Here is a 20,875-nt window from a genome sequence, read left to right as displayed (position 1 = left end):
CAGCGATCGCAGGAATGCCCGGACCGCGTAGCGGCCTTTAATGATCGCAGGAATGCCCGGATCACGCAATGGCCTTACGCTCTGCACTCCATAGCTATGCATTCAAAGCCTCACGCAGACTAATGAAACGACCGCACATCCCGATGCGCATACAGCTTGGCCCTTACCCAGACGGTGTTGGCCAGCAGCAGGACGCCGGAAATGATGAAGATGCCTTCAATTCCGATGTACCCGGACAGGAAGCCCCCGATGGAGGCGCCCATCATATTGCCAAGCGCAAGCGTACTGCTGTTGAATCCAAAGGCACGGCTCTCCATCCCGTCCGGGGTGTAGGACCGGATCAGGGCATTGACACTGGGAAGCAATCCACCCATACAGATGCCCATGAAGAAGCGGATGATGATGAGCTGCCAGACCGATTGCACGAAGGCCTGAGGAATCAGCGTGATCGCTGTGCCAATGAGCGCGAAGGTAAGGATACGATGAGCGCCGACCTTGTCGCTGAATTTTCCGAGAATCGGCGAGGTAATCATATTAGACAAGCCGGTTACGGCGCTGACAAAGCCCGCCCAGAACGACAGATTCACCGCAGTACCATGCAGCTTCTCAACATATAAAGTCAGGATTGACATCGGGCTAAGCATGGCGAACTGGAGCAGGAAGGTCACGGCGAACAGGGCAGTCAACTGAGGTGTTTTATTCAATTCCCGAAAGCCTGCAAGCACCGAGATCTGCGGCGTATGGGAGGCCTCTTCCCGGTCGAACTTCTCACGAACCAGGAACAGAGCGAGCAGCGAAGCGAGAAGAAGCAGACTACCTGTAATATAAAAGATCGGCCGAAAGCCTACCCAATCAGCCAGCAATCCCCCGATTAAAGGTCCTAGGATCGTGCCCGCGACGATTCCCGACTGCATGATCCCCATGGCAAAGCCCATTCGTTCTTTGGGCGTGGTTCCCGAAATCAGCGAGATGGACGCCGGATTGAAACCAGAGATCGTGCCGTTCAAGAGGCGCAGGGCAAGCAGCTGCCAGGGAGCGGTTGCGAATCCCATTAATGTGATGACGATGGACATCCCGAAGCCGGAGCGCAGCAGCATGATTTTCCTGCCATATCTGTCGGCAAGTTTTCCCCATAACGGCTGGAAGATGAACGAAGTTGCAAAGTTGGCAGCAAAAATAAGGCCGGCCCATAAACCCAGCGCTTTTGATCCGTGAACACCGAGATCCTCGGACAGATATAGAGGGAGAAAAGGAGTGACCATGGTCATTCCGGCATTTACAAAAAATTGGCCGAACCACAGCACAATGAGATTGACTTTCCAGGTTGGGAGCGAGCGGGTGGTTCTAAGGATATTGATCATAAGTTCTATTATCCTCCCATTGGGCAATTTCATTATTATACCATAACGCCAAAATGCTCTAATTTAAGCAGAATTCATTTATTTCATAGGATTGTCATCGGTTCTTCATCCAGGACGGGTTGTTACTTACTTTTAAAAAGGGCATAATGAGATTTAGGGAAATTTTATAGATGGAGGCGTCTTCATGACTTATAATGATCGGTTTATCCGTGCTTGTCTTAAGCAGGAGGTAGACCAGCTGCCCGTGTGGTATATGCGCCAGGCTGGACGGTACGATCCGGAATACCGCGCAATCAAAGAAAATTACAGTCTGCTTGAAATATGCCGGCAGCCAGAACTTGCGGCTGAAGTCACCTTGATGCCTGTTCGTAAGCTGGGTGTAGATGCGGCTATTTTGTACTCGGATATTATGAATCCGGTTGCTTCCATCGGTATTGATTTCGATATTGTTAAGAACATCGGTCCTGTCATCGATAATCCGATTCGGACCGCTGAAGATATTGAACGTCTTCGTCCTATAGATGTAGAGAAGGATCTCTCACATATCCTGGAGACGATTCGGATTCTGGACCGTGAGCTTGAGGTCCCTCTGATTACCTTCGCGGGTGCGCCATTCACGATAGCGAGCTATTTAATCGAAGGCCGTCCATCCAAGAGCTACATACGCACGAAGAGTCTGATGTATGGCGAGCCGAAGCTGTGGCACCGCCTAATGGATAAGCTTGGAGACATGGTTATTGAATATTTGAAGCATCATGTGAAGAACGGCGGCAAGGCATTCCAGGTGTTCGACAGCTGGGTGGGCGCTCTTTCGCCAAAAGACTTTGAAATCTACGTGCTCCCAACCATTACACGTATCTTTGCCGAACTTGAGACACTCGATGTACCCAAAATTTATTTTCCAGGAGTGAGCTCAGGAGAACTGCTGCCTACCCTTACGGACATCAAGGCTGACGTGATCGGACTTGACTGGCGGATATCTATTGAAGAAGGCCGCCGGCGTACAGGCGGAGGCTTTGCAGTTCAAGGAAATCTCGACCCTTACGTGTTAACGGCACCTATGGATGTTATCAAGCAATACGCGAAGGAAATTATCGACGAGGGAATCAAGTCCCCGGGCTTTGTGTTCAATTTGGGACATGGACTGTTCCCGGAGGCTTCACTGGACAAGCTGCGCGAGCTGACCGAATATGTACACGATTATTCTGCCGAGACACTCCGTAAATCGGGTGCAGGCTTAACATCTTGAACTACTAAATTACTTTCAGAGGTGAACATTTAACGTGAACAATAAAATCGGCGTGCTTGTCATGTCTTATGGAACACCGCAGAGCCTGGAGCAGGTAGAAGCTTATTATACCCATATTCGCCGGGGCAACCCGCCCACAGAAGATCAGTTGAAGGAACTGAAAGACCGTTATGAGGCGATTGTGGGCGGGGTATTCCCGCTGAGAGCGAACACAGATAATCAGGTTGCTGCCTTGCAGGAGACTTTGAACCGCGATGCGGCCAATCTGGGTGTACAGTTCGTCTGTTATCAAGGCCTGAAGCATGCATCTCCCTTCATAGAGGATGGAGTGGATGCGATGGCCAGGGACGGAATCACCCGGGCAGTGGGCATTGTTCTGGCCCCGCACTATTCAGTTATGAGCGTAGGCGGTTATATCAAACGTGCGGAAGAGAAAGCTGCTGAGCACAACATTAAGTTCTCTTTCGTCAAGAGTTATCATCTGCATCCCAAATTGATCCAGGCGCTGGCACAGCGGGTAAGCCGCAAGCTTGATCAATTTGAGGAAGTCGGTGCCGAGCGGGATAAGGTCAAAGTTCTATTCAGCGCACACAGTCTCCCTGAGAAGATTCTGGAGATGGGTGATCCCTACCAGGATCAGCTTCTCGAGACCTCCAAAGCGGTTGCGGAGCAAACGAATGTAACCAACTGGCAGTTCACATGGCAGAGTGCGGGCCGGACTGCAACGCCTTGGCTTGGACCGGATATTTTGGATACACTGAGGGACTTAAGTATTGAGCAGGTGGAAGATGTGCTTGTGGCTCCGGTTGGGTTCGTATCGGACCATCTGGAAGTTCTGTATGATCTGGATATTGAAGCCCAGGCTGTAGCCGGAGAGCTCGATATGAGACTGATGCGTACCGATTCGCTTAACACCGATCCTTTGTATATGGAGACGCTTAGCGACGTCATTATCAAAGCATGGGAAGAGGAATGAATAATCTATGAGTGATTCAGATTCAGCTAGGAATATCATCATCATCGGAGGAGGACTAACGGGGCTAAGTGCAGCATTTTATATCCGGAAGTTCTACAGAGAGAAAGGGATTCCTGTTCAAATCTCGGTGCTGGAGAAGGGGAAGTCGATGGGCGGCAAAATCGAGACTCTTCACCGGGACGGCTTCGTTATTGAGAAAGGACCGGACTCCTTCCTCGCCCGCAAGACGGCGATGATTGATCTGGCCAAGGAACTGGAGCTGGATCATGAGCTCGTGTCTATGAATCCTGGGGCTAAGAAGACTTACATTGTCAAACGCGGTCAGCTTCACCCAATGCCTTCAGGTCTCGTGCTGGGCATTCCCACCGAGCTGGGTCCTTTTCTAAAGAGCGGGCTTGTCTCGTGGAGCGGGAAAATCCGGGCGCTAATGGACCTCGTTATTCCTTCACGCAAGAGTGCAGAGGACGAGTCACTTGGGCATTTCATCGAGCGCCGGCTGGGTACGGAGGTTCTGACGAACGTGACTGAGCCGCTTCTCGCCGGAATCTATGCAGGGGATACCTACAAGCTAAGCCTTCAGTCGACATTTCCGCAGTTCGGCGAAGTGGAGCGTGCGCATGGCAGCCTGATGCGCGGAATGATGACGGGCAAGAAGCCGGTTGAGACGCACACAGGTACTAAGCGAAGCGCTTTTCTAACCTTCCGCCAGGGACTTCAGAGTCTGATCCATGGTCTTGTGCATGAATTGCATGATGTGGATCAGCGCCTGGAGACCGAGGTACTGGATATTCGAAAAGGCAGCAGCCGGGCTTATGAGGTGGGGCTAGCTGATGGTGAAGTGCTTCACGCTGATCAGATTGTGGTCACTACACCCGCATTCAGCGCCGCGAAGCTTCTGGAACCTTTCGTTGATGTCAGTGCGCTGACAGCTATCAACTACGTATCGGTGGCCAATGTGGTGGTCGCTTTTGACAAGAAGGATCTGGAGGGGATTCTGGATGCTTCCGGATTCCTGGTTCCCCGGGCAGAAGGCCGCAACATTACAGCATGTACCTGGACTTCAACCAAGTGGCTGCATACCAGCCCGGATGACAAGGTTCTGCTTCGGTGTTATGTAGGCCGCTCGGGAGACGAGCAGAATGTTCAGCTTCCTGATGATTCACTGACAGACTTAGTTCTGAAAGACCTTCGGGAACTCATGGGCATCAAGGCGACACCGCTATTCTCCGAGATTACCCGAATGCCTAAGTCGATGCCCCAATATCCGGTAGGACATTTGCAGCAAATAGCCAGCCTGCGTGATGAGCTTAAGACTCACACTCCGGGCTTATATGTAACGGGCGCGGCATTCGAAGGTGTCGGTCTGCCAGACTGCGTCAAGCAGGCCAAAGAACTCGCGAAGATCATGACAGGCGAGCCTGTCCATTAAAGATTAACCTGTAACCCCGGGCCATCCAGGCTCGGGGTTATTCTTTTCTCGGAAGCGCGCTTGGAATACAAAAATGTTGGAATATTACTTACTTAGCTAACAAGCTGATCCTTATTGATTCATAAGTGTTTATCGGATGTAACCTAATTTTATTAGTGTAAATTCTAATTTTTGGTAACAAAATGAGCAGGATATACGTTTGTTTATATGTCTCCATTAATTAAAGAATTTAATTTTAAAGGAAGGGAAGATCTGATATGAAAAAATGGGTGCCGGCCGCCATTGCGGCAGTTCTATTAACAGGAACAATGACTCTTGGAAACTCGGTAGAGGCAAAGACATCTGACAAGATCAAAGAACAGGTATTTATTAATGGGGTGATGCAGAGTGATGCCCTTGTCGAAAAAGGAAGAGCTCTTATTCCCCTCAGGTCCCTGAATGATCCGAATTGGCTGACCTACAATTATGATGCCAAGACCCATACCGTGACGGCCAAGAGCAAGGACGGCAGTAAGGTGATTAAGCTAAAGGCCGGTTTGAAGACTGCCACAGTTAATGGAAAACAAGTTTCACTTGATCTCAGTGTTGTAAATAAAAAAGGTCGTACCTATGTGCCCCTACGCTTTGTCAGTGAAGCATTGGGCGGTACTGCCTACTATAATGCGAAAGACAAGCGGGCTATTGTAAGGACTCCAGCCGGACAGGCAGCGTTCAATACACTGATGAAGGGTGATCTAGTGGATGCACGTAAGGAGGCGCTTAAACTTATCGCTGTGGAAGGACCTTATGATTGGACTCCTCACGGGGAAGGGTATAGGACGACTTACCAGTTTCCGGAGGGCCAGGCTCTGCAATATTCCGAAACCTATAGGCTCCTGACCAATTATATCAAGATCAACCAGGATGGGATTGCCGAAGTCATCGGTCAATTGGATGAAATGGGTAACAAGACAAAATCGCGAGGGGTTAAACCTGATTACAAAGGTGGGTATGTATATTTTTCTCACGATTTAATGGCTGAGCTAGTGACTTATGGAAAAATAGATTCTTTAGGTAAAGACACGGAGTTGGGACGGTTCGATTACAGCCAGCATCCAGAGTATAAAAAGTATAGGTACAAGGCAGGTGCACTTTTACCTATTGAAGGGGAAACCCGTAAAGATGCAAAGTAAGCTGACAATCGGCATTGTTCGCCCTTAGGCCGTCTTCTCTGAGGGATAATTGGGGTAGTTAGGGAAGAGTGCATCGGTGGAGATGCACTCTTTTTCTTTTTACTTATTTACTATTTCTTTCTATCCTTAGTCATGTAGTTCATATACAAATCTTAGATCGTTGATTCTCCAAAGATGAGACCGAAGCACGCTGGCATGAATAGTCATGGAGAGATTTAAACCTGCATAGGCTCACTTCATGAGGGGGAACTGGAAGCTTTAGGAAGGCCGGGAATCAGTAATGTTGCTTCAGTTCAACTTATTTACCTGATATAATAGATTTTGATTACCTCAAATTTCTTAGGATAATAAGGAGTGAATTATGCTTCAGCCGAGATCGCAAAAGTACAGCGCTGAGAAGAGGCAGAAGATGCAGCGCCAAAGCCGATTCTGGATGCTGGTCAATTTAACGTTGATTGTATTGATCGGACTTGTTCTAACCTTTTCTTATTTTAATAACAAATCTCTTCTTGGAGGAAGGACTGTCTCGGATAGTCCGGCTCAGAATATCTCACCTCAGCAAGGCACCGGCACGAACCCTTCAGGAAATAGTTCTTCCATTACGCCGGCGGATACCAGCCAGACCGACGAGGACTTCTCTGCCGAGACCGTCGGCAAGAGTTCCGTCGGGAGCCTGGTCATTAATTTTGCCGGGGATACCATCTTCTCGGGTAAGGTCGCTGAGAAAATGAACCGGGACGGGATCGATTCCCCCTTTAAGTACGTAAAGGATTTATTTCAGAAAGATGATCTAACGATTCTCAACCTGGAGACACCTGTGACTACCAGGGGCATAGGAGCCAAGAACAAACAGTTTGTATTCAAAGCCCATCCCGATGCGCTTAAAGCTATGAAGAATGCAGGAGTGGATGCGGTTAACGTAGCAAATAATCATACTTTAGACCAAGGTGTTCAGGGCCTGTTAGACACACTGGAACATCTTAAGACTAACAAAATATCTTTTGCTGGAGCAGGTAAAAATAGTAACGAAGCTTACGCACCGGTATACATAGAGCGTAAAGGCATCAAGATAGCACTGTTTGGCTTTAGCCGAGTACTTCCAGAACTAAGCTGGAATGCGAGAGCAGACAGACCGGGAATTGCGGGCGTATACAACGACGATGTGAAATTAGCAGTTAAATCCATACAGGATGCGCGCAAGAAGGCAGATTTGATCATAGTGGTTGCACATTGGGGAAAAGAAAGAGTGACCGTGCCGGACAGCAATCAGAATTCTTTGGCCCACTCTTTCATTGATGCCGGAGCTGATCTGGTAGTTGGCGGTCACCCCCATGTGCTTCAAGGTGTGGAGCAGTACAAAGGCAAGTGGATCGCTTACAGCACGGGAAACTTTGTATTCACCAAGGCCACGAACCGGCCCAAAACTTGGGATACGGCGGTATTCCAGGCACATTGCACGACTGGGGGAAAATGTGATCTGCGGATGATTCCCTACTTTACCGAGATCGGGCAGCCCGTACCCAAGAATGCCAAAGATGGCGCCACGCTGATCAAGGAGATTGAAAGTCTGTCCCCGGGCGTCAAAATAGATTCAAACGGAAATTTTAAAGCAAGTAATCAGGATACAAGTCTAGGACTTATACCTTCAGATTCAGATAATAAGGCGGATAACAGCACGAATAACTCAGGTTAATTAAAAGGAGCGGTCTAGATGACAGATTACTGCGTCGCCCATCGGGGATTCTCGGGGATAGCCCCCGAGAATACTATGGCAGCGGTTAAGCTTGCTATGGAAGATCCTTACGTGAAGTGGATTGAAGTAGACGTGCAGCTCTCCAAAGACGGGGTGCCTTTTCTAATTCATGATTACACGTTAAACCGAACCACGAATGGCAGAGGTCCGGTCAAGGATGCGCTTTGGAGTGAGCTTAGCAAGCTGGACGCGGGAAGCTGGAAGTCCACCATCTATTCAGGGGAGAGACTGGTCACACTGGTCGACTTCCTTATTGCCGTCAAGGGACGGCTTCTGGTGAATCTGGAGATTAAGACCGAAGCGAACAAGTATCCCGGTATTGAACAGATCGTGATTGAAACGGTCAGGAAGCAGGGGATGGAGAAGGAAGTGGTCCTCACTTCATTTGATACCGGGGCGCTTCGTAATGTCCGAAGCATGGATAGTGAGATCCGAACGGGACTCATTATTGACGGCAGACCGGCCGATCTGCTTGATCGTCTCCGGGGTCTTGGATCTGACTTTCTCTCCATATCCTATAGGCAGCTGACACCGGAATTTGCTGCTCTGGCTGTGGAGGCGGGTATCCAGGTTATGGCTTGGACCCTTGATGATGCGAGGACGATGAAGCGGATAGCGGATATGCATCCAGATATCCTCATCTGTACGAACCGGCCAGATGTATGGCGGGAGACTTTTATAGACAAGCGGTCGGTTAGAAGCAGCAGGTTTGGACTTTTCAAATGGGGAAGGAAGTAGATCAGCAATGAAATCAATAGTCCGTAATGTATACTGTGTAGGCCGGAATTACCGGCTTCATGCGGAAGAACTCGGCAATGAGGTGCCTGCAGAACCGATGATTTTTCTCAAGCCTTCTCATGCCGTGGTGCCTATGGATGGTTCAACTATAGCCTTACCGGCAGGTAAAGGTGAGATTCATTATGAAGCCGAACTGGTACTTCGGATTGCCCGTCCTTATGTTCCGGGAATATCCGTAGATGAGCTTGTGGATGTTATGGCGCTGGGCATTGACTTTACGCTTCGGGATGTTCAAAGTGTACTTAAGAAGAAAGGCCATCCCTGGACCGCGGCAAAAGGATTTCGCAGCTCAGCTCCATTAACGCCGTATACTGCTTTTCCCGGTACGGAGGAAATTGGACTTACGAGCTTCGAGCTGATCAAGAACGGAGAGACCGTTCAGCACGGGAATACGCAGGATATGATCTTCTCGCTCCAGGAGATCGTCGATTACATTGCGGACCACTATGGTCTGGACGAAGGAGATTTAATATTTACGGGCACTCCTGCCGGAGTAGGGCCTGTTGCAGACGGAGATCAGCTTACGCTGCGTTTCGGCGAGAATACACTTGGCAGCTGCACGATTGAAATCCGTGAGTAATCTATGGATTGGCTGATTGGCTTTATCGGTGCGGCGGCCGTGGCAGGGGCCGCGTATTACAAGCAATCTCTTACTCTATCGGGCCTGTGTGCAGCGGTGATCATGGGAACGGTGTACTATGGTGCCGGGAATGCCTTTTGGTTCGGTACACTGCTGTTGTTCTTCATCACTTCTACACTGTTCTCGAAGTGGAAGAGCCACCGCAAGCAGGAGCTGGAGAAGTCCTACGCCAAGAGCGGCCGGCGCGATGCTGGACAAGTTATGGCTAACGGCGGTCTTGGTATGCTCGTATGTCTGGCTAACTGGTTCTGGCCTGACGCGCTTTGGGCCTATCTGTTCATAGGCATCATGAGCACGGTTACAGCGGATACGTGGGCAACGGAATGGGGCGGTCTGAGCCGAAGACCACCTCGTTCTGTACTAACTTTTAAGGTGCTTCCGGCAGGCACCTCAGGCGGCGTGTCATGGCTGGGGAGTTCTGCAGCTGCAGCGGGAGCTCTATTGATTGGAATAGGAGCATGGGTTCTGCTTATGCTAAGCGGCCTCTCTCCGAGCTCTATCGGCTTATGGATTGCCGTAGGCGGAATTGGCGGCCTGGCAGGGGCTTTTACCGACTCCATTCTTGGAGCCAGTCTACAGCGAATGTACCGCTGCCCGGTGTGCGGGCGGGAGGTTGAAGTCTCTCATCACTGTGAGAAATCCACCGTTCATATACGGGGACTTGCTTGGATGAGTAACGACGCGGTCAATCTGCTTAGTTCACTGGCAGGCGGTTTGATTGCTTTATGGGTAGGATTTATGGCAGCATAGGAAGGGTGACGAATGTGAGTGAAGTCCAGGGAGATAAACATAAAGCCATACTCGATGCGGCTTTCGCCTTATTCGGTTCCCAAGGCTTCTATGATACCAAGATCTCGGACATTGCCGACTTGGCTGGAATCGCGAAGGGTACGGTATACTTGTACTTCAAGAGTAAGGAGAAGCTGTTCTCCGCGGTCTCGGAGCGGGATTTCAATGACTTTCTGAGCAGATTGAATACCGGCCTGGAGCATAGTGAAAGTTTGAAGGAGCAGCTGCAGTTCATTGCCAAGCATCATTTGGAGTATTACTATGAACGCAAGGACCATACGAAATTATTTTTTATGGCCCCTAACAATGATCCCGAACTGATGGGGTTGATGAAAGAATTCCTCCGCAGCTACATGGATGCGGTATACCAAGTTCTTGATAAAGCTGGCGTACCTGAGCCTATGCTGCATGCTAAGGCCTATATCGGTATGCTGGATCAGCTTAAGATGGATATTTTATTTGATCGATCAATAACAGGGGAAGACTTGAATAAGAACATTCTTTTCGTATCCCGCTTGTTTATGTATGGTTGTCCGATCCAGGATGAACCAGCCTCATGAGCATCCAAGCGAAGAGCGAATCAAAATACATGGGTAGAAGTAGGGAAACCAAGCGATGAATATAATGACTGTAGAGCAGATATCCAAGAGTTTTGGCGAAAAGGTGCTTTTCCAGGGAGCCTCTTTCGGGATGGAAGATCAGGACAAGATTGGCGTAGTAGGCGTGAATGGTACGGGTAAATCCACCTTTCTGCGCGTGATTGCAGGTTTGGAGCCTGCAGATGAAGGGAAGATTTCTGTTAATAATGATGTGCGGATCCGTTACTTGGCTCAGAATCCGGACTATAATCCGGAAATGACCGTGCTGCAGCAGGTGTTCCAAGGGGATAGTCCCGAACTTCAGACCGTCTATGAATACATGGAGACATTGAAGTTAATGGAAGAGAATCCGGCCGACCGGGCACTTGAAGATAGAGCGGCGAAGCTCAGTCAGGAGATTGACCGCCTGCAGGTTTGGCAGCTTGAAAGTGAAGCGAAGAGTATATTGTCCAAGCTGGGAATTACCGATTTCTCCAGGCTGATGGGGACATTATCGGGTGGGCAGCGTAAGCGCGTGGCACTGGCATCAGCGTTGATACAGCCATCAGAACTGCTGATACTGGATGAACCTACGAACCATATTGATAACGATTCGGTTGCGTGGCTTGAGCAGTACTTACAGAAACGCCGCGGAGCCCTGCTCATGATTACACATGACCGTTATTTCCTGGACCGTGTAGCTTCTGTGATGCTGGAACTCGACCACGGTCGTCTCTTCCGTTACGAAGCAAATTACAGCCGGTTCCTAGAGCTGAAGAGTGAGCGTGAAGAGCGGGAAGCCTCTGCGGAGCAGAAGAGGCAGAATCTGCTGCGTACCGAGCTGGCCTGGATTCGGAGAGGAGCCAAGGCACGGACAACCAAGCAGAAGGCGCGGATTGACCGGTTCGAGGAGCTTCAGAGTCAGAAGAGCGAGGTCCGTACCGGTGCTGTGGAGATGTCAGTAGCTTCCACACGTCTCGGCCGTAAAATACTAGAAATTGACCATTTAGGTCAGCAGGCGGGCGACCGCACACTGATTCAGGATTTATCCTACATTGCGGTTCCAGGTGACCGTGTAGGTATTGTGGGTCCGAATGGCAGCGGGAAGTCTACGCTGCTGAACCTGATTGCAGGTCGGCTCACCCCCGATCGGGGCGAGGTCGTTCTTGGACAGACCGTCAAGCTGGGTTACTTTACCCAGGAGCATCAGGAAATGAATGGGGAGCAGCGGGTAATTGAATATATTAAGGACGAAGCTGAAGTAGTGACCACAGCAGATGGCTCGAGAATCACTGCTTCTCAAATGCTGGAGCGTTTCCTATTTGAGCCTACGATGCAGTGGACCCCAATCTCCAAGCTGTCAGGCGGGGAGAAGCGCAGATTGTATCTGCTTAGAGTGTTAATGGGAGCACCCAATGTGCTTCTGCTCGATGAGCCGACGAACGACCTGGATATTCAGACCCTTACGGTTCTTGAAGCTTATCTAGACGAGTTCCCCGGGGCCGTCTTCGTAGTCTCCCATGACCGTTATTTCCTGGATCGAACGATCGATAAGATTATGGCCTTTGAAGGGAATGGAGCAGTAGCCGTTCATGTAGGAGACTACAGCGATTATGAGGAACGCCTGCGCCGGGAAGGCAGTGGACAGGCCGACTCAGGAGAGAGCCAGAGCAAAGCCAAGAAGAATCCGGAGAAAGAATCTTCCGCTTCTGCTCCTTCACCTAAGGAGAAGGTTAAATTCAGCTACAATGAGCAAAGAGAGTACGAAGCCATAGACGGCTTGGTTGAAGCGGCAGAGCAGAAGATCACTGATCTCGCGGCTGCCATGGAGACGGCTTCAAGCGACGCTTCCCGGCTGCAGGAGCTTATGCGGGAGCAGCAGGAGGCAGAGGCCGAGCTTGAACGGCTGATGGAACGCTGGACGTATTTGAATGAGCTGGCAGAGCGAATTGAAGCCCAGCGCAACGGATAATGAACCTACAGTACTAGCCTTGTCAAAATTTGAATAAGCCTTCCACTCCCGGATCTCCGCGGAATGGAAGGCTTATTTGTGTGCCCCGAACCTTTATTTTTTAGGTGCCGTCGAGTTAAGCCTGCTCAGAGAATGGATTAGCTAGGGTCCAGCGGAACCAAACTTTCAAGCCCATTCATATATTTCCGGAGGGCAAGAGGGATGTAGATCGATCCATCCTCTCTCTGGTGATTCTCCAGGAGGGGAATCAGAATGCGCGGAGTAGCCACGGCTGTATTGTTCAGGGTGTGACAGAATTTCAGCTTCCCATCACTCGGATCGCGGTAGCGAATATTCGAACGCCGTGCCTGAAAGTCCAGCAGATTCGAGGAAGAATGGGTCTCTCCATAAGCCTTACGGCTTGGCATCCAGGTCTCAATATCGAACTGCTTGTAGGTCTTCTGCGACATGTCTCCTGTGCATACCGCCATTACCTGATAGGGAAGCTCCAGCATCTGCAACAGATCTTCAGCATTGCGGGTTATTTCTTGGAGCATGATCTCCGATTGCTCGGAGTCATTTGCACATAGTACAATCTGTTCCACCTTTGAGAACTGATGAACGCGGTACAGTCCGCTAACATCTTTACCTGCCGAGCCGACCTCACTTCGAAAGCAGGTTGAAGCTGCCGCGAGTCTGATGGGGGAGGAGAGGTCTACAATTTCACCTGCATAGTAAGTGACAAGAGGGACTTCAGATGTGCCTACGAGCCATTTGTCTTCTCCCTCAAGGTGATAACATTGGTCCTGCCCAAGAGGGAAAAAGCCCGTGCCGGTCATTGCTTCAGTAGTGACGATCAGCGGCACTTCAAGGGGACTAAAGCCACGATCTATCAGCATATCAAGGGCAAGCTGCTGTACAGCTCTATGCAGAAGAACGCCTGCTCCGCGGAGATAGTAATTTCGGCTGCCTGCAGCCTTGACCCCGCGAGGGATATCGATTATGCCATGAATTCTCCCCAATTCAACATGATCTTTCATCGGAAAATCGAAGACAGGCGGTTTACCTTCTGTTCGTAACCGAACATTATCTGCATCCGATCCGCCAATCGGCGTGTCGGGTGATACCGGATTTGGAACGAGCAAGCTCAATGCCAAGACCTGCCGGTTTAATTGGGCCAGATCGTTCTCTAGGTGGGATAGCTTGGTGTTATTAACTTGTACCTGCTGCCTTAATACAGCAGCGTCTTCACTGCGCTTTTCATGAACGGCTGCACCAATCTCTTCGGACCATGCATTCCGTTTCTGCCTAAGCCGCTCAACCTCTTGGAGAATTCTCCTTCTCTGATCGTCTAACAATAATAGTTCTTTGACATCAAGACCGATACCTTTCTGATCCGTTACCCTTTGTACTTCCTCTGCGTGACTCCTTACCCAGTTCAAATCTAACATGTTCACCGCTCCTTTATTTGCAAAAAATACAAAAAAGCGCCCTCGTCTTTTGGGACGAGGAGCGCTAGGACTCGCGGTGCCACCCAATTTGATTAAGCTAATCTTAAGCTCAATCCTCTTTGGTCCGCGATAACGGGCGGTTCCGGTTAACTTAGAAGGAACGGGTCCTTTTGACGAGAACGCCTCCGAGTTGGATTCTCTTCATCGGCATGATCTGCTGTAATATTTGTAGTAGTATAACCTATTTGCTAAGCTGCAAGCAAGAGTGCCCCTGTAATCATTACCCAGACAAGCGGCAGACAGACCAGAACATAGGCGAGCTTGAACTTTCTTTTGTGATAGGCCCACCAGCAGAAGTAAGCGATGATGATCGAAATAGGATAGGCGAACAGCATAAAGGATGAAATTTCACGGAGCATAGGTGAATGCGGGAAAAATGAACCTCCCGAAAAGGCCCCAACCGCGGTCAGGATCACTCCCGGGTAGTACACAAGCGCAGCTGTATACACTAGACTTAATAAGATTAGAACAACAAAGGCGACAGGATTCTTCAAGAATAACCCTCCTTGTCTTATTTTACAATAATGATTTGCCGAAGGACCCTTGAATCTCCGGTAAGCCTGCTCTCGGCAGAATTAAGCTGCGCTGAACCATCCCCATCCAGAAAGATGCCTTCTTTCGGCATTCCAGGTTCAATGGTCTCTAGAATGGCTTGCCTGAATTCCGCCGCGGTACACAAGGTAGGCGTAGCGATCAGCCAGAGCCTTTGGTCCGCGCCATAGACTAGGGCTGAACGCAGCCGTTTCTCATCCGGGTAAGGCAGATGCTCCTGCTCGGCAGCATATTCCCACACGTTCTCGTTCATCAGGTTCATGCTAACCCCGCCCTGAGCGAAGTAGCGTTCCCGGTCCTTAACATGAATGTCAGAGACTGAAGACACCACCTGCACGGAGTAGGCGCCTGCTGCCTCATCCCACACCAGCGTACCTCTAGGATATTTCACATTGAACCAGCCGCTTCCGTACTGCCCTCGTGTTCCTCCAACCGGCTTATCGTTCACAGCTGCAATAGACAGGAGATCCTTCTCGTAAAAGAAACCGCCATTGATTCCGTAACCGGAATAATTGGACAAGGGACCGTCCGCAGACTGGAGTGTAATCTCGCCAGGACGCGAAATGAGTGCATGCAGCTCCACGTTATTTGAGGCATCAGCCTTGAAATAAGTGTAGGAGTGGGGGAGCCGAGTTGAGCTCCCCCACAATAACAGCAGCACTACACAGGCAGCCAGAACGCTGGCGGCAGCAATTCCGCGGTAATTCACATCAAGCTGTAACATAGGCGCCAAGCAGCTTGACAGTGTTTATTACAGCTTGCTTATGCGTACGCTCCATAGAGTGCGAAGCGTGTACGCCCGGGCCGATCAGAGCAGCACGGATGTTGTGACCTGCGCCCAGCGCGGCGGAAGCGTCGGACCCGTAATACGGATAGATATCCACCGCATAAGGAATACCGCCGGCTTCAGCAAGCTCAATCAGCTTGCTGGTCATATCATAATCATACGGCCCGCTCGAATCCTTGGCACAGATGGAGACATCGGTCTCCTTGCAGCCCAGATCGTCGCCCATAGCTCCCATATCGACAGCGATCATCTCATGAATCCCTTCAGGAATATGAGCGGCACCATGACCGACCTCTTCGTAATTCGAGATCAGGAACACAAGTTCATGGCGGGGCGTCCAGCCCTCACGCTTCGCGGATTCGATCAGTCCCAGAAGAGCCGCGACGCTGGCTTTGTCATCGATATGCCGGGATTTGATGAAGCCGCTTGGTGTGATCACTGCGCGGGCATCGAAGGATACGAAGTCCCCAGTCTGGATGCCCAGCTTCCGTACATCTTCTTTGCTCTCTACAATCTCGTCAATCCTTACTTCCATATTGCTTTCTTTGCGGGGAAAATCTCTTGCATCACTGTATACATGAACAGAAGGATGGGAAGTCAAAATCGTGCCTGTATATACCTTCCCGCTGCGGGTATGAATTTGGCAGTATTCGTTCTCGATACTATTCATCGAGAAGCCCCCAACCGAAGTGATAGCTAATGTGCCGTGAGCAGAGATCGATCTCACCATAGCTCCCAAGGTATCCACATGGGCGCTTAGGGCAATCCGACGGCTGTCGTCTTGGCCTTTCAGCGTTAATATAGCGCCGCCCTTCTCATTAAGAGAGACAGGAACGCCAAGATTCTTGGCTTCATCTTCAACTAACCGGATGGCCTGCTTCGTAAAGCCGCTTGGACTTGGAGTATCAAGCAGCCTCTTTAACACGTCCAACACATAATTTTCGTCGACTGTAATATTCATAGAACCTCCTAAAGGTATGTATTGCTGGATTCCTAAGAATTCTTATCCTGAGGTTGATCCTTATCCTTATCCGCCTTAGGTTCCGGTTCGGGAAATACATAACCGGTTGCCTCCTGAACCTGAACGAGCTGGGCCTTAAGCCGGCGATTCTCTTTATCCAGTCGATAGCCGCGATACAAGCCGAACGAACCGACAATAATTCCGCCAAGCAGCGTAGAGCCAATAATGAGCAGAATCAGCGGGATTTTTACCACACCGAACAATAGATTCACATCTACAGTTCTCACATTGATAACTGCAAATATGGCTGTCACTAGAGCAAATAGTAAAGCAGCAATCAGGGACCACTGTATTTTCATGGTGCACCTCCTCTTAAGACAGTATAAAATCCCTTACCCAAAGCGGGCAAGGGATTAATCCGTCAGAATCACTCAATTATTTCGTCAAATTCTCCATTTGCTCGATAAGTTCACCGAACACACTCATCGCTTCACGAATCGGCTGTGGCGATGACATATCAACGCCAGCTTTCTTCAGAATATTAATGGAGTAGTCACTGCCCCCGCTCTTCAGGAAGCCAAGATAACGGTCCACAGCTGGCTTACCTTCCTCAAGAATTTGCTTGGAGAAGCTGGTTGCAGCCGAGAAGCCCGTTGCGTATTTATATACATAGAAGCTCGTATAGAAATGCGGGATGCGGGCCCATTCCATCTCGATATCCTGATCAACGACCATGCCAGGGCCGTGGTATTTCTTGTTCAGATCATAGTAGATTGAGGACAGCGCTTGAGGAGTGAGAGACTCTCCAGCCTCTGCGCGCTCATGAATGATCTTCTCGAATTCAGCGAACATGGTCTGACGGAATACCGTCGTCCGGAACTGATCTGCGTAGTAAGTCAACAGATACAGCTTCTGTTTCGGATCAGTAGCATGCTTCAGCAGATAATCCATCAGCAGTGCTTCATTCGTAGTCGAAGCTACTTCAGCGAGGAAGATCGTATACTGGGCATCCCTGTATTTCAAGGCCTCATCCGAGAAATAAGAATGGAGCGCATGACCCATCTCATGGGCAAGCGTGAACATGCTGTTCAGATTGTTGTTATGGTTCAGCAGCACATACGGGTGAGTTCCATATGCGCCCCAGCTGTAGGCTCCTGTTCGTTTTCCTTCGTTCTCATATACATCGATCCAGCGGTGATCGAATCCATCCTTCAGCACTTTCAGGTAATTCTCACCCAGCGGCTGCAGTCCTTCACTAACCAGCTTTTTCGCCTCGTCATAGGTGATATCCCATTTATACTCCTCCACAAGCGGAGCGAACAAGTCATACATATGCAGCTCATCCACACCCAGGAGCTTCTTACGTAGTGCCATGTAGCGGTGGAGCAGTGGGAGGCTTTCATGGATAGTGTCAATCAGATTCGTATAGACCTCTTTGGAAATGTTGTCACCATAGAGGGACATTTCCAGAACTGAAGGATACTTGCGGACATGAGAATAGAAAATATTCTTATTCACATTCGAGCTGAGAGTAGCAGCAAGGGTATTCTTTTGCTTGCCATAAGTTTCGTAGATCGCTTTGAATGCCCGCTGACGGACTTCGCGGTTCGGGTTCTCCAGGAACTGGATGTAGCTGCCATGCGTCAGCTCCACTTCCTTGCCATTCTCGTCCTTGATCTTCGGAAACTTCATGTCCGCATTATTGATCATGCCGAAGATATTCTTCGGTGCCTGCGACAGGTTACCGACTTGGGCAAGAAGCGCTTCCTCAGCTTTGGTGAGGACATGGGCTTTCTCGCGTTTGATCTCCTGCAGCGTGAATTTATAGTCAGCCAGGACAGGGTTCTCTATGAACCCGTTCAGTTCTTCCTCTGGCAGGGACAGGATCTCCGGAGTGATATAAGAGAGAGCCTCACTAATCTCCACGCTGAGTTTCTTAGCCTTCTCAACGAGACCTTGATATGTAGGGTTCGTGGTATCTTCATCGTGATGAAGGTGCGCGAATACGAACAGCCGTTCAATCTCAAGCGAGATTTCATCCTCTAGAGCAAAAGCTGCTTTAATATTCTCAGCTGTATTTAATTTGCCTTCATAATCGGAAGCCTTGGATTTCTTCTGTTTGACCTGATCATAGGATTGGTCCCAGGCATTCTGGTCAGGAAATAGATCATTCAGATTCCAGCTGTTGGCTTCAGTCACTTCGGAACGCTTTGGTAATGTGCTCATAGGTATCCTCCTTGGTAAAGTTAGAGATACTGGCCGTTTGTCTTGAACGGTCCGCTTATTCATATCCGGTGCCGAAGCGGTCAACAGGCAAGAAGTCAACATGATCGAGAGGAGCATGGCACATCTCATGGGCGTATTCCTCCCAATCTTTTTTTGCCCATAGTATGACCGAAGTTTAGGTACAATATGAATAAACGGACCTAGGCCTTAAATTAGGCCAGATAACTGTAGATTACGAGTACAAAGGCCATGACAATCATGACTAGAGCAGTGATGGCCATAGGGCGTTTCAGCTTTGCAGGGATATTATTTTTGTTCAAAATAAGGACAAAACCCAATACAATAGCCAAAACAATAAATAGGGCAACTCTTGAATAGTCCATAGGTAATTCTTCAAGACTCCTTTGAAATCAATCTAGACTTGTTTGAAGGAATTCATCAGCGTGCGCCATTCTTCTTCTCTTCCTTCGAAATCATCCTTGGGAAAACGGTTCTGTGCCCACTGCATCAAGGCTGGACGGCTAAGAAAGGTGTGGGTTTCCTCACCCCATTGATCAGAGATCTCCCGCAGGACAATATACTTTCCCTGTACTTCAACTGTCATCATATTCCATTTGTCAGTCTTGTAAATTTCATGTTTTTTGATCATCGTGCTCGGTCTCCAGTCTGCATCATAAAGTTCATAGCAACATTCTATAGTGTGATCCCTATTATAGGAAAGCATTTGCAAAAGCTTTATAAAATCATAACGCACGGCCCTAAGGAAAGCAAATGCAACCAAGGGGAATTCAGGGAAAAATCAGACTCGAGATGTAGGGCTAAAGACGCTTTGCATTGAACCTGCAGATCGGTTATAATTTAGATATTCGTCATTCAATGACGTTATTTTAGGAGGTTGTTCATTTGAAAGGTACAGTTAAATGGTTTAATGCAGAAAAAGGTTATGGCTTCATTTCAGTTGAGGGCGGCGAAGATGTATTCGTTCACTTCTCAGCAATTCAAGGCGAAGGCTTCAAATCCTTGGATGAAGGTCAAGAAGTTGAATTCGAAATCACTGAAGGCAACCGTGGCGCGCAAGCAGCTAACGTATACAAAATATAATTGCACTTCAACTTATAAAGAAAAACACAGCTCCGAGTGGGCTGTGTTTTTTTGCTTGCTTTGACCGAAACACAGGGGTAGTGATAAACTGTGAGAATAGAATTACTTGTACAAGACTTATTACAGGTGGGGAGCGTTACGGTATGAAATTCAAACTGTTTAAAGAACGTAAAGGTAAAGCTGACCAGGCTAAGAACAATCAATGGGTCAAATTAAGCCGTGAGATTTATATGCAGGCACGCAAAGGCGGTCCCAACCCCGAAGCCAATTTCGGACTTAAGACGGCCATCGCGAGTGCCCGTGCTATCAAGATGCCAGCGGATAATATAGAACGTGCAATCAAGAAAGCATCAGGCAGCACGGATAATGTGGATTACGAAGAAATCTACTATGAAGGTTATGGTCCTGGTGGGGTTGCCATCATGGTGAAATGCTTGACAGACAATCGTAACCGTACAGCAGCAGATGTCCGCTCTATCTTTAACAAGAGGGGCGGTAATATGGGGGAATCGGGCTGCGTTGCATATATGTTCGATGAGAAAGGATCTCTTGTCATTGATCGTGAGCAGTTTGAGGAGATTGACGAGGACACTTTGCTTCTCCAAGCTGTGGAAGCTGGGGCTGAAGATATGGTGACTACGGACGAAACATTTGAACTTGTCACCCATCCACATGAACTGGAGAAAGTGAAGAGTGCTCTTGAAGCTGAGAACTATGAATTTAGTACAGCTGAAGTTCGCTGGATTCCGCAGAACACAGTGGATGTTGAGGGCGAGAATGCAGAGAAGCTGCTGAAGATGATGGACGCCTTCGAGGATAATGACGATGTTCAGGATGTCTACTCCAACTTTGAGATCAGTGCTTCCGAAATGGAGCGTATCGGTTAATAAAAGAAAATCAAAAGGGCTCTTATCCCCCGGTTGCAGGGAGTAAGAGCCCTTTTGCTATTAGTTGAACTGGGCAAAAGTTTGCAATGATAATGCTGCCCATTAATAATTCACCTGTTCAAGCTTACAATTATAACCGGTTCGCTTGGCTCCA

The 20,875-nt window shown here is 49.1% G+C and carries 21 protein-coding genes; 12 read left to right on the top strand and 9 right to left on the bottom strand.

What is annotated here, in order from left to right:
* Nucleotides 1-119: 119 nt before the first annotated feature.
* Nucleotides 120-1,361 (bottom strand): MFS transporter, encoded by a 1,242-nt coding sequence (locus EJP77_RS19265; RefSeq protein ID WP_127200894.1) that lies wholly within the window; start codon nt 1,359-1,361, stop codon nt 120-122.
* A gap of 184 nt (nt 1,362-1,545) precedes the next feature.
* Here EJP77_RS19265 and hemE point away from each other — a divergent pair, with 184 nt between their 5' ends.
* The 10 genes from hemE to EJP77_RS19215 all read left to right on the top strand — a co-directional run bounded on the left by hemE (nt 1,546) and on the right by EJP77_RS19215 (nt 12,717).
* Entirely contained in the window at nt 1,546-2,610 is a 1,065-nt protein-coding gene (hemE, locus tag EJP77_RS19260) for a uroporphyrinogen decarboxylase (RefSeq protein ID WP_127200893.1), read from the top strand.
* Nucleotides 2,611-2,644: 34 nt separating this feature from the next.
* Entirely contained in the window at nt 2,645-3,586 is a 942-nt protein-coding gene (gene hemH / locus EJP77_RS19255; RefSeq protein ID WP_127200892.1) for a ferrochelatase, read from the top strand.
* Between the two features lie 7 nt (nt 3,587-3,593).
* On the top strand, nt 3,594-5,015 hold the full coding sequence (gene hemG / locus EJP77_RS19250; protein ID WP_127200891.1) for a protoporphyrinogen oxidase: 1,422 nt from the start codon (nt 3,594-3,596) through the stop codon (nt 5,013-5,015).
* A 257-nt stretch (nt 5,016-5,272) separates the two neighbouring features.
* Nucleotides 5,273-6,187 (top strand): copper amine oxidase N-terminal domain-containing protein, encoded by a 915-nt coding sequence (locus EJP77_RS19245; RefSeq protein WP_127200890.1) that lies wholly within the window; start codon nt 5,273-5,275, stop codon nt 6,185-6,187.
* A 361-nt stretch (nt 6,188-6,548) separates the two neighbouring features.
* The gene (locus EJP77_RS19240) at nt 6,549-7,880 is read left to right on the top strand and encodes a CapA family protein (protein WP_127200889.1); all 1,332 of its coding nucleotides are present in this window, start codon (nt 6,549-6,551) and stop codon (nt 7,878-7,880) included.
* Between the two features lie 18 nt (nt 7,881-7,898).
* Nucleotides 7,899-8,678 carry a glycerophosphodiester phosphodiesterase gene (locus EJP77_RS19235; RefSeq protein ID WP_127200888.1) on the top strand — a complete coding sequence of 260 codons (780 nt, stop codon included), beginning with the start codon at nt 7,899-7,901 and terminating at the stop codon, nt 8,676-8,678.
* Between the two features lie 7 nt (nt 8,679-8,685).
* Nucleotides 8,686-9,318: a fumarylacetoacetate hydrolase family protein gene (locus EJP77_RS19230; RefSeq protein ID WP_127200887.1), complete on the top strand. Its 633-nt coding sequence runs from the start codon at nt 8,686-8,688 to the stop codon at nt 9,316-9,318.
* Between the two features lie 3 nt (nt 9,319-9,321).
* Nucleotides 9,322-10,128, top strand: a complete 807-nt coding sequence (locus tag EJP77_RS19225; RefSeq protein ID WP_127200886.1) for a DUF92 domain-containing protein — start codon at nt 9,322-9,324, stop codon at nt 10,126-10,128.
* Between the two features lie 14 nt (nt 10,129-10,142).
* Nucleotides 10,143-10,727: a TetR/AcrR family transcriptional regulator gene (locus EJP77_RS19220; RefSeq protein WP_127200885.1), complete on the top strand. Its 585-nt coding sequence runs from the start codon at nt 10,143-10,145 to the stop codon at nt 10,725-10,727.
* Between the two features lie 55 nt (nt 10,728-10,782).
* The gene (locus EJP77_RS19215; protein ID WP_127200884.1) at nt 10,783-12,717 is read left to right on the top strand and encodes an ABC-F family ATP-binding cassette domain-containing protein; all 1,935 of its coding nucleotides are present in this window, start codon (nt 10,783-10,785) and stop codon (nt 12,715-12,717) included.
* Nucleotides 12,718-12,854: 137 nt separating this feature from the next.
* On the opposite strand, the gene serS is transcribed toward EJP77_RS19215, so the two are convergent.
* The 8 genes from serS to EJP77_RS19180 form a co-directional block, all read right to left on the bottom strand.
* The gene (gene serS, locus EJP77_RS19210; protein WP_127200883.1) at nt 12,855-14,147 is read right to left on the bottom strand and encodes a serine--tRNA ligase; all 1,293 of its coding nucleotides are present in this window, start codon (nt 14,145-14,147) and stop codon (nt 12,855-12,857) included.
* A 248-nt stretch (nt 14,148-14,395) separates the two neighbouring features.
* Nucleotides 14,396-14,701 (bottom strand): hypothetical protein, encoded by a 306-nt coding sequence (locus EJP77_RS19205; RefSeq protein ID WP_127200882.1) that lies wholly within the window; start codon nt 14,699-14,701, stop codon nt 14,396-14,398.
* A gap of 17 nt (nt 14,702-14,718) precedes the next feature.
* On the bottom strand, nt 14,719-15,483 hold the full coding sequence (locus EJP77_RS19200; RefSeq protein WP_127200881.1) for a hypothetical protein: 765 nt from the start codon (nt 15,481-15,483) through the stop codon (nt 14,719-14,721).
* A complete protein-coding gene (locus EJP77_RS19195) occupies nt 15,470-16,507 on the bottom strand; it encodes a M42 family metallopeptidase (protein WP_127200880.1) in 1,038 nt (345 codons plus the stop codon). Before EJP77_RS19195 ends, EJP77_RS19200 begins: the two co-directional genes overlap by 14 nt.
* A gap of 32 nt (nt 16,508-16,539) precedes the next feature.
* Entirely contained in the window at nt 16,540-16,866 is a 327-nt protein-coding gene (locus EJP77_RS19190) for a LapA family protein (RefSeq protein ID WP_127200879.1), read from the bottom strand.
* Nucleotides 16,867-16,942: 76 nt separating this feature from the next.
* The gene (gene pepF, locus EJP77_RS19185; protein WP_127200878.1) at nt 16,943-18,733 is read right to left on the bottom strand and encodes an oligoendopeptidase F; all 1,791 of its coding nucleotides are present in this window, start codon (nt 18,731-18,733) and stop codon (nt 16,943-16,945) included.
* 212 nt (nt 18,734-18,945) lie between these two features.
* On the bottom strand, nt 18,946-19,116 hold the full coding sequence (locus EJP77_RS20745; protein WP_185897402.1) for a hypothetical protein: 171 nt from the start codon (nt 19,114-19,116) through the stop codon (nt 18,946-18,948).
* A 32-nt stretch (nt 19,117-19,148) separates the two neighbouring features.
* Nucleotides 19,149-19,382 carry a hypothetical protein gene (locus EJP77_RS19180; RefSeq protein ID WP_127200877.1) on the bottom strand — a complete coding sequence of 78 codons (234 nt, stop codon included), beginning with the start codon at nt 19,380-19,382 and terminating at the stop codon, nt 19,149-19,151.
* A 254-nt stretch (nt 19,383-19,636) separates the two neighbouring features.
* On the opposite strand from EJP77_RS19180, the gene EJP77_RS19175 reads away from it, so the two are divergent.
* Nucleotides 19,637-19,834, top strand: coding sequence for a cold shock domain-containing protein (locus EJP77_RS19175; protein ID WP_127200876.1), 198 nt, complete (start codon nt 19,637-19,639; stop codon nt 19,832-19,834).
* 143 nt (nt 19,835-19,977) lie between these two features.
* Nucleotides 19,978-20,721 carry a YebC/PmpR family DNA-binding transcriptional regulator gene (locus EJP77_RS19170; RefSeq protein WP_127200875.1) on the top strand — a complete coding sequence of 248 codons (744 nt, stop codon included), beginning with the start codon at nt 19,978-19,980 and terminating at the stop codon, nt 20,719-20,721.
* Nucleotides 20,722-20,875: the final 154 nt, after the last annotated feature.

Source organism: Paenibacillus zeisoli (assembly GCF_003994465.1).
Classification (GTDB): domain Bacteria; phylum Bacillota; class Bacilli; order Paenibacillales; family Paenibacillaceae; genus Fontibacillus; species Fontibacillus zeisoli.
The sequence above is the reverse complement of the archived record's forward strand: the minus strand, read 5'-3'. Positions and strand labels throughout refer to the sequence as shown.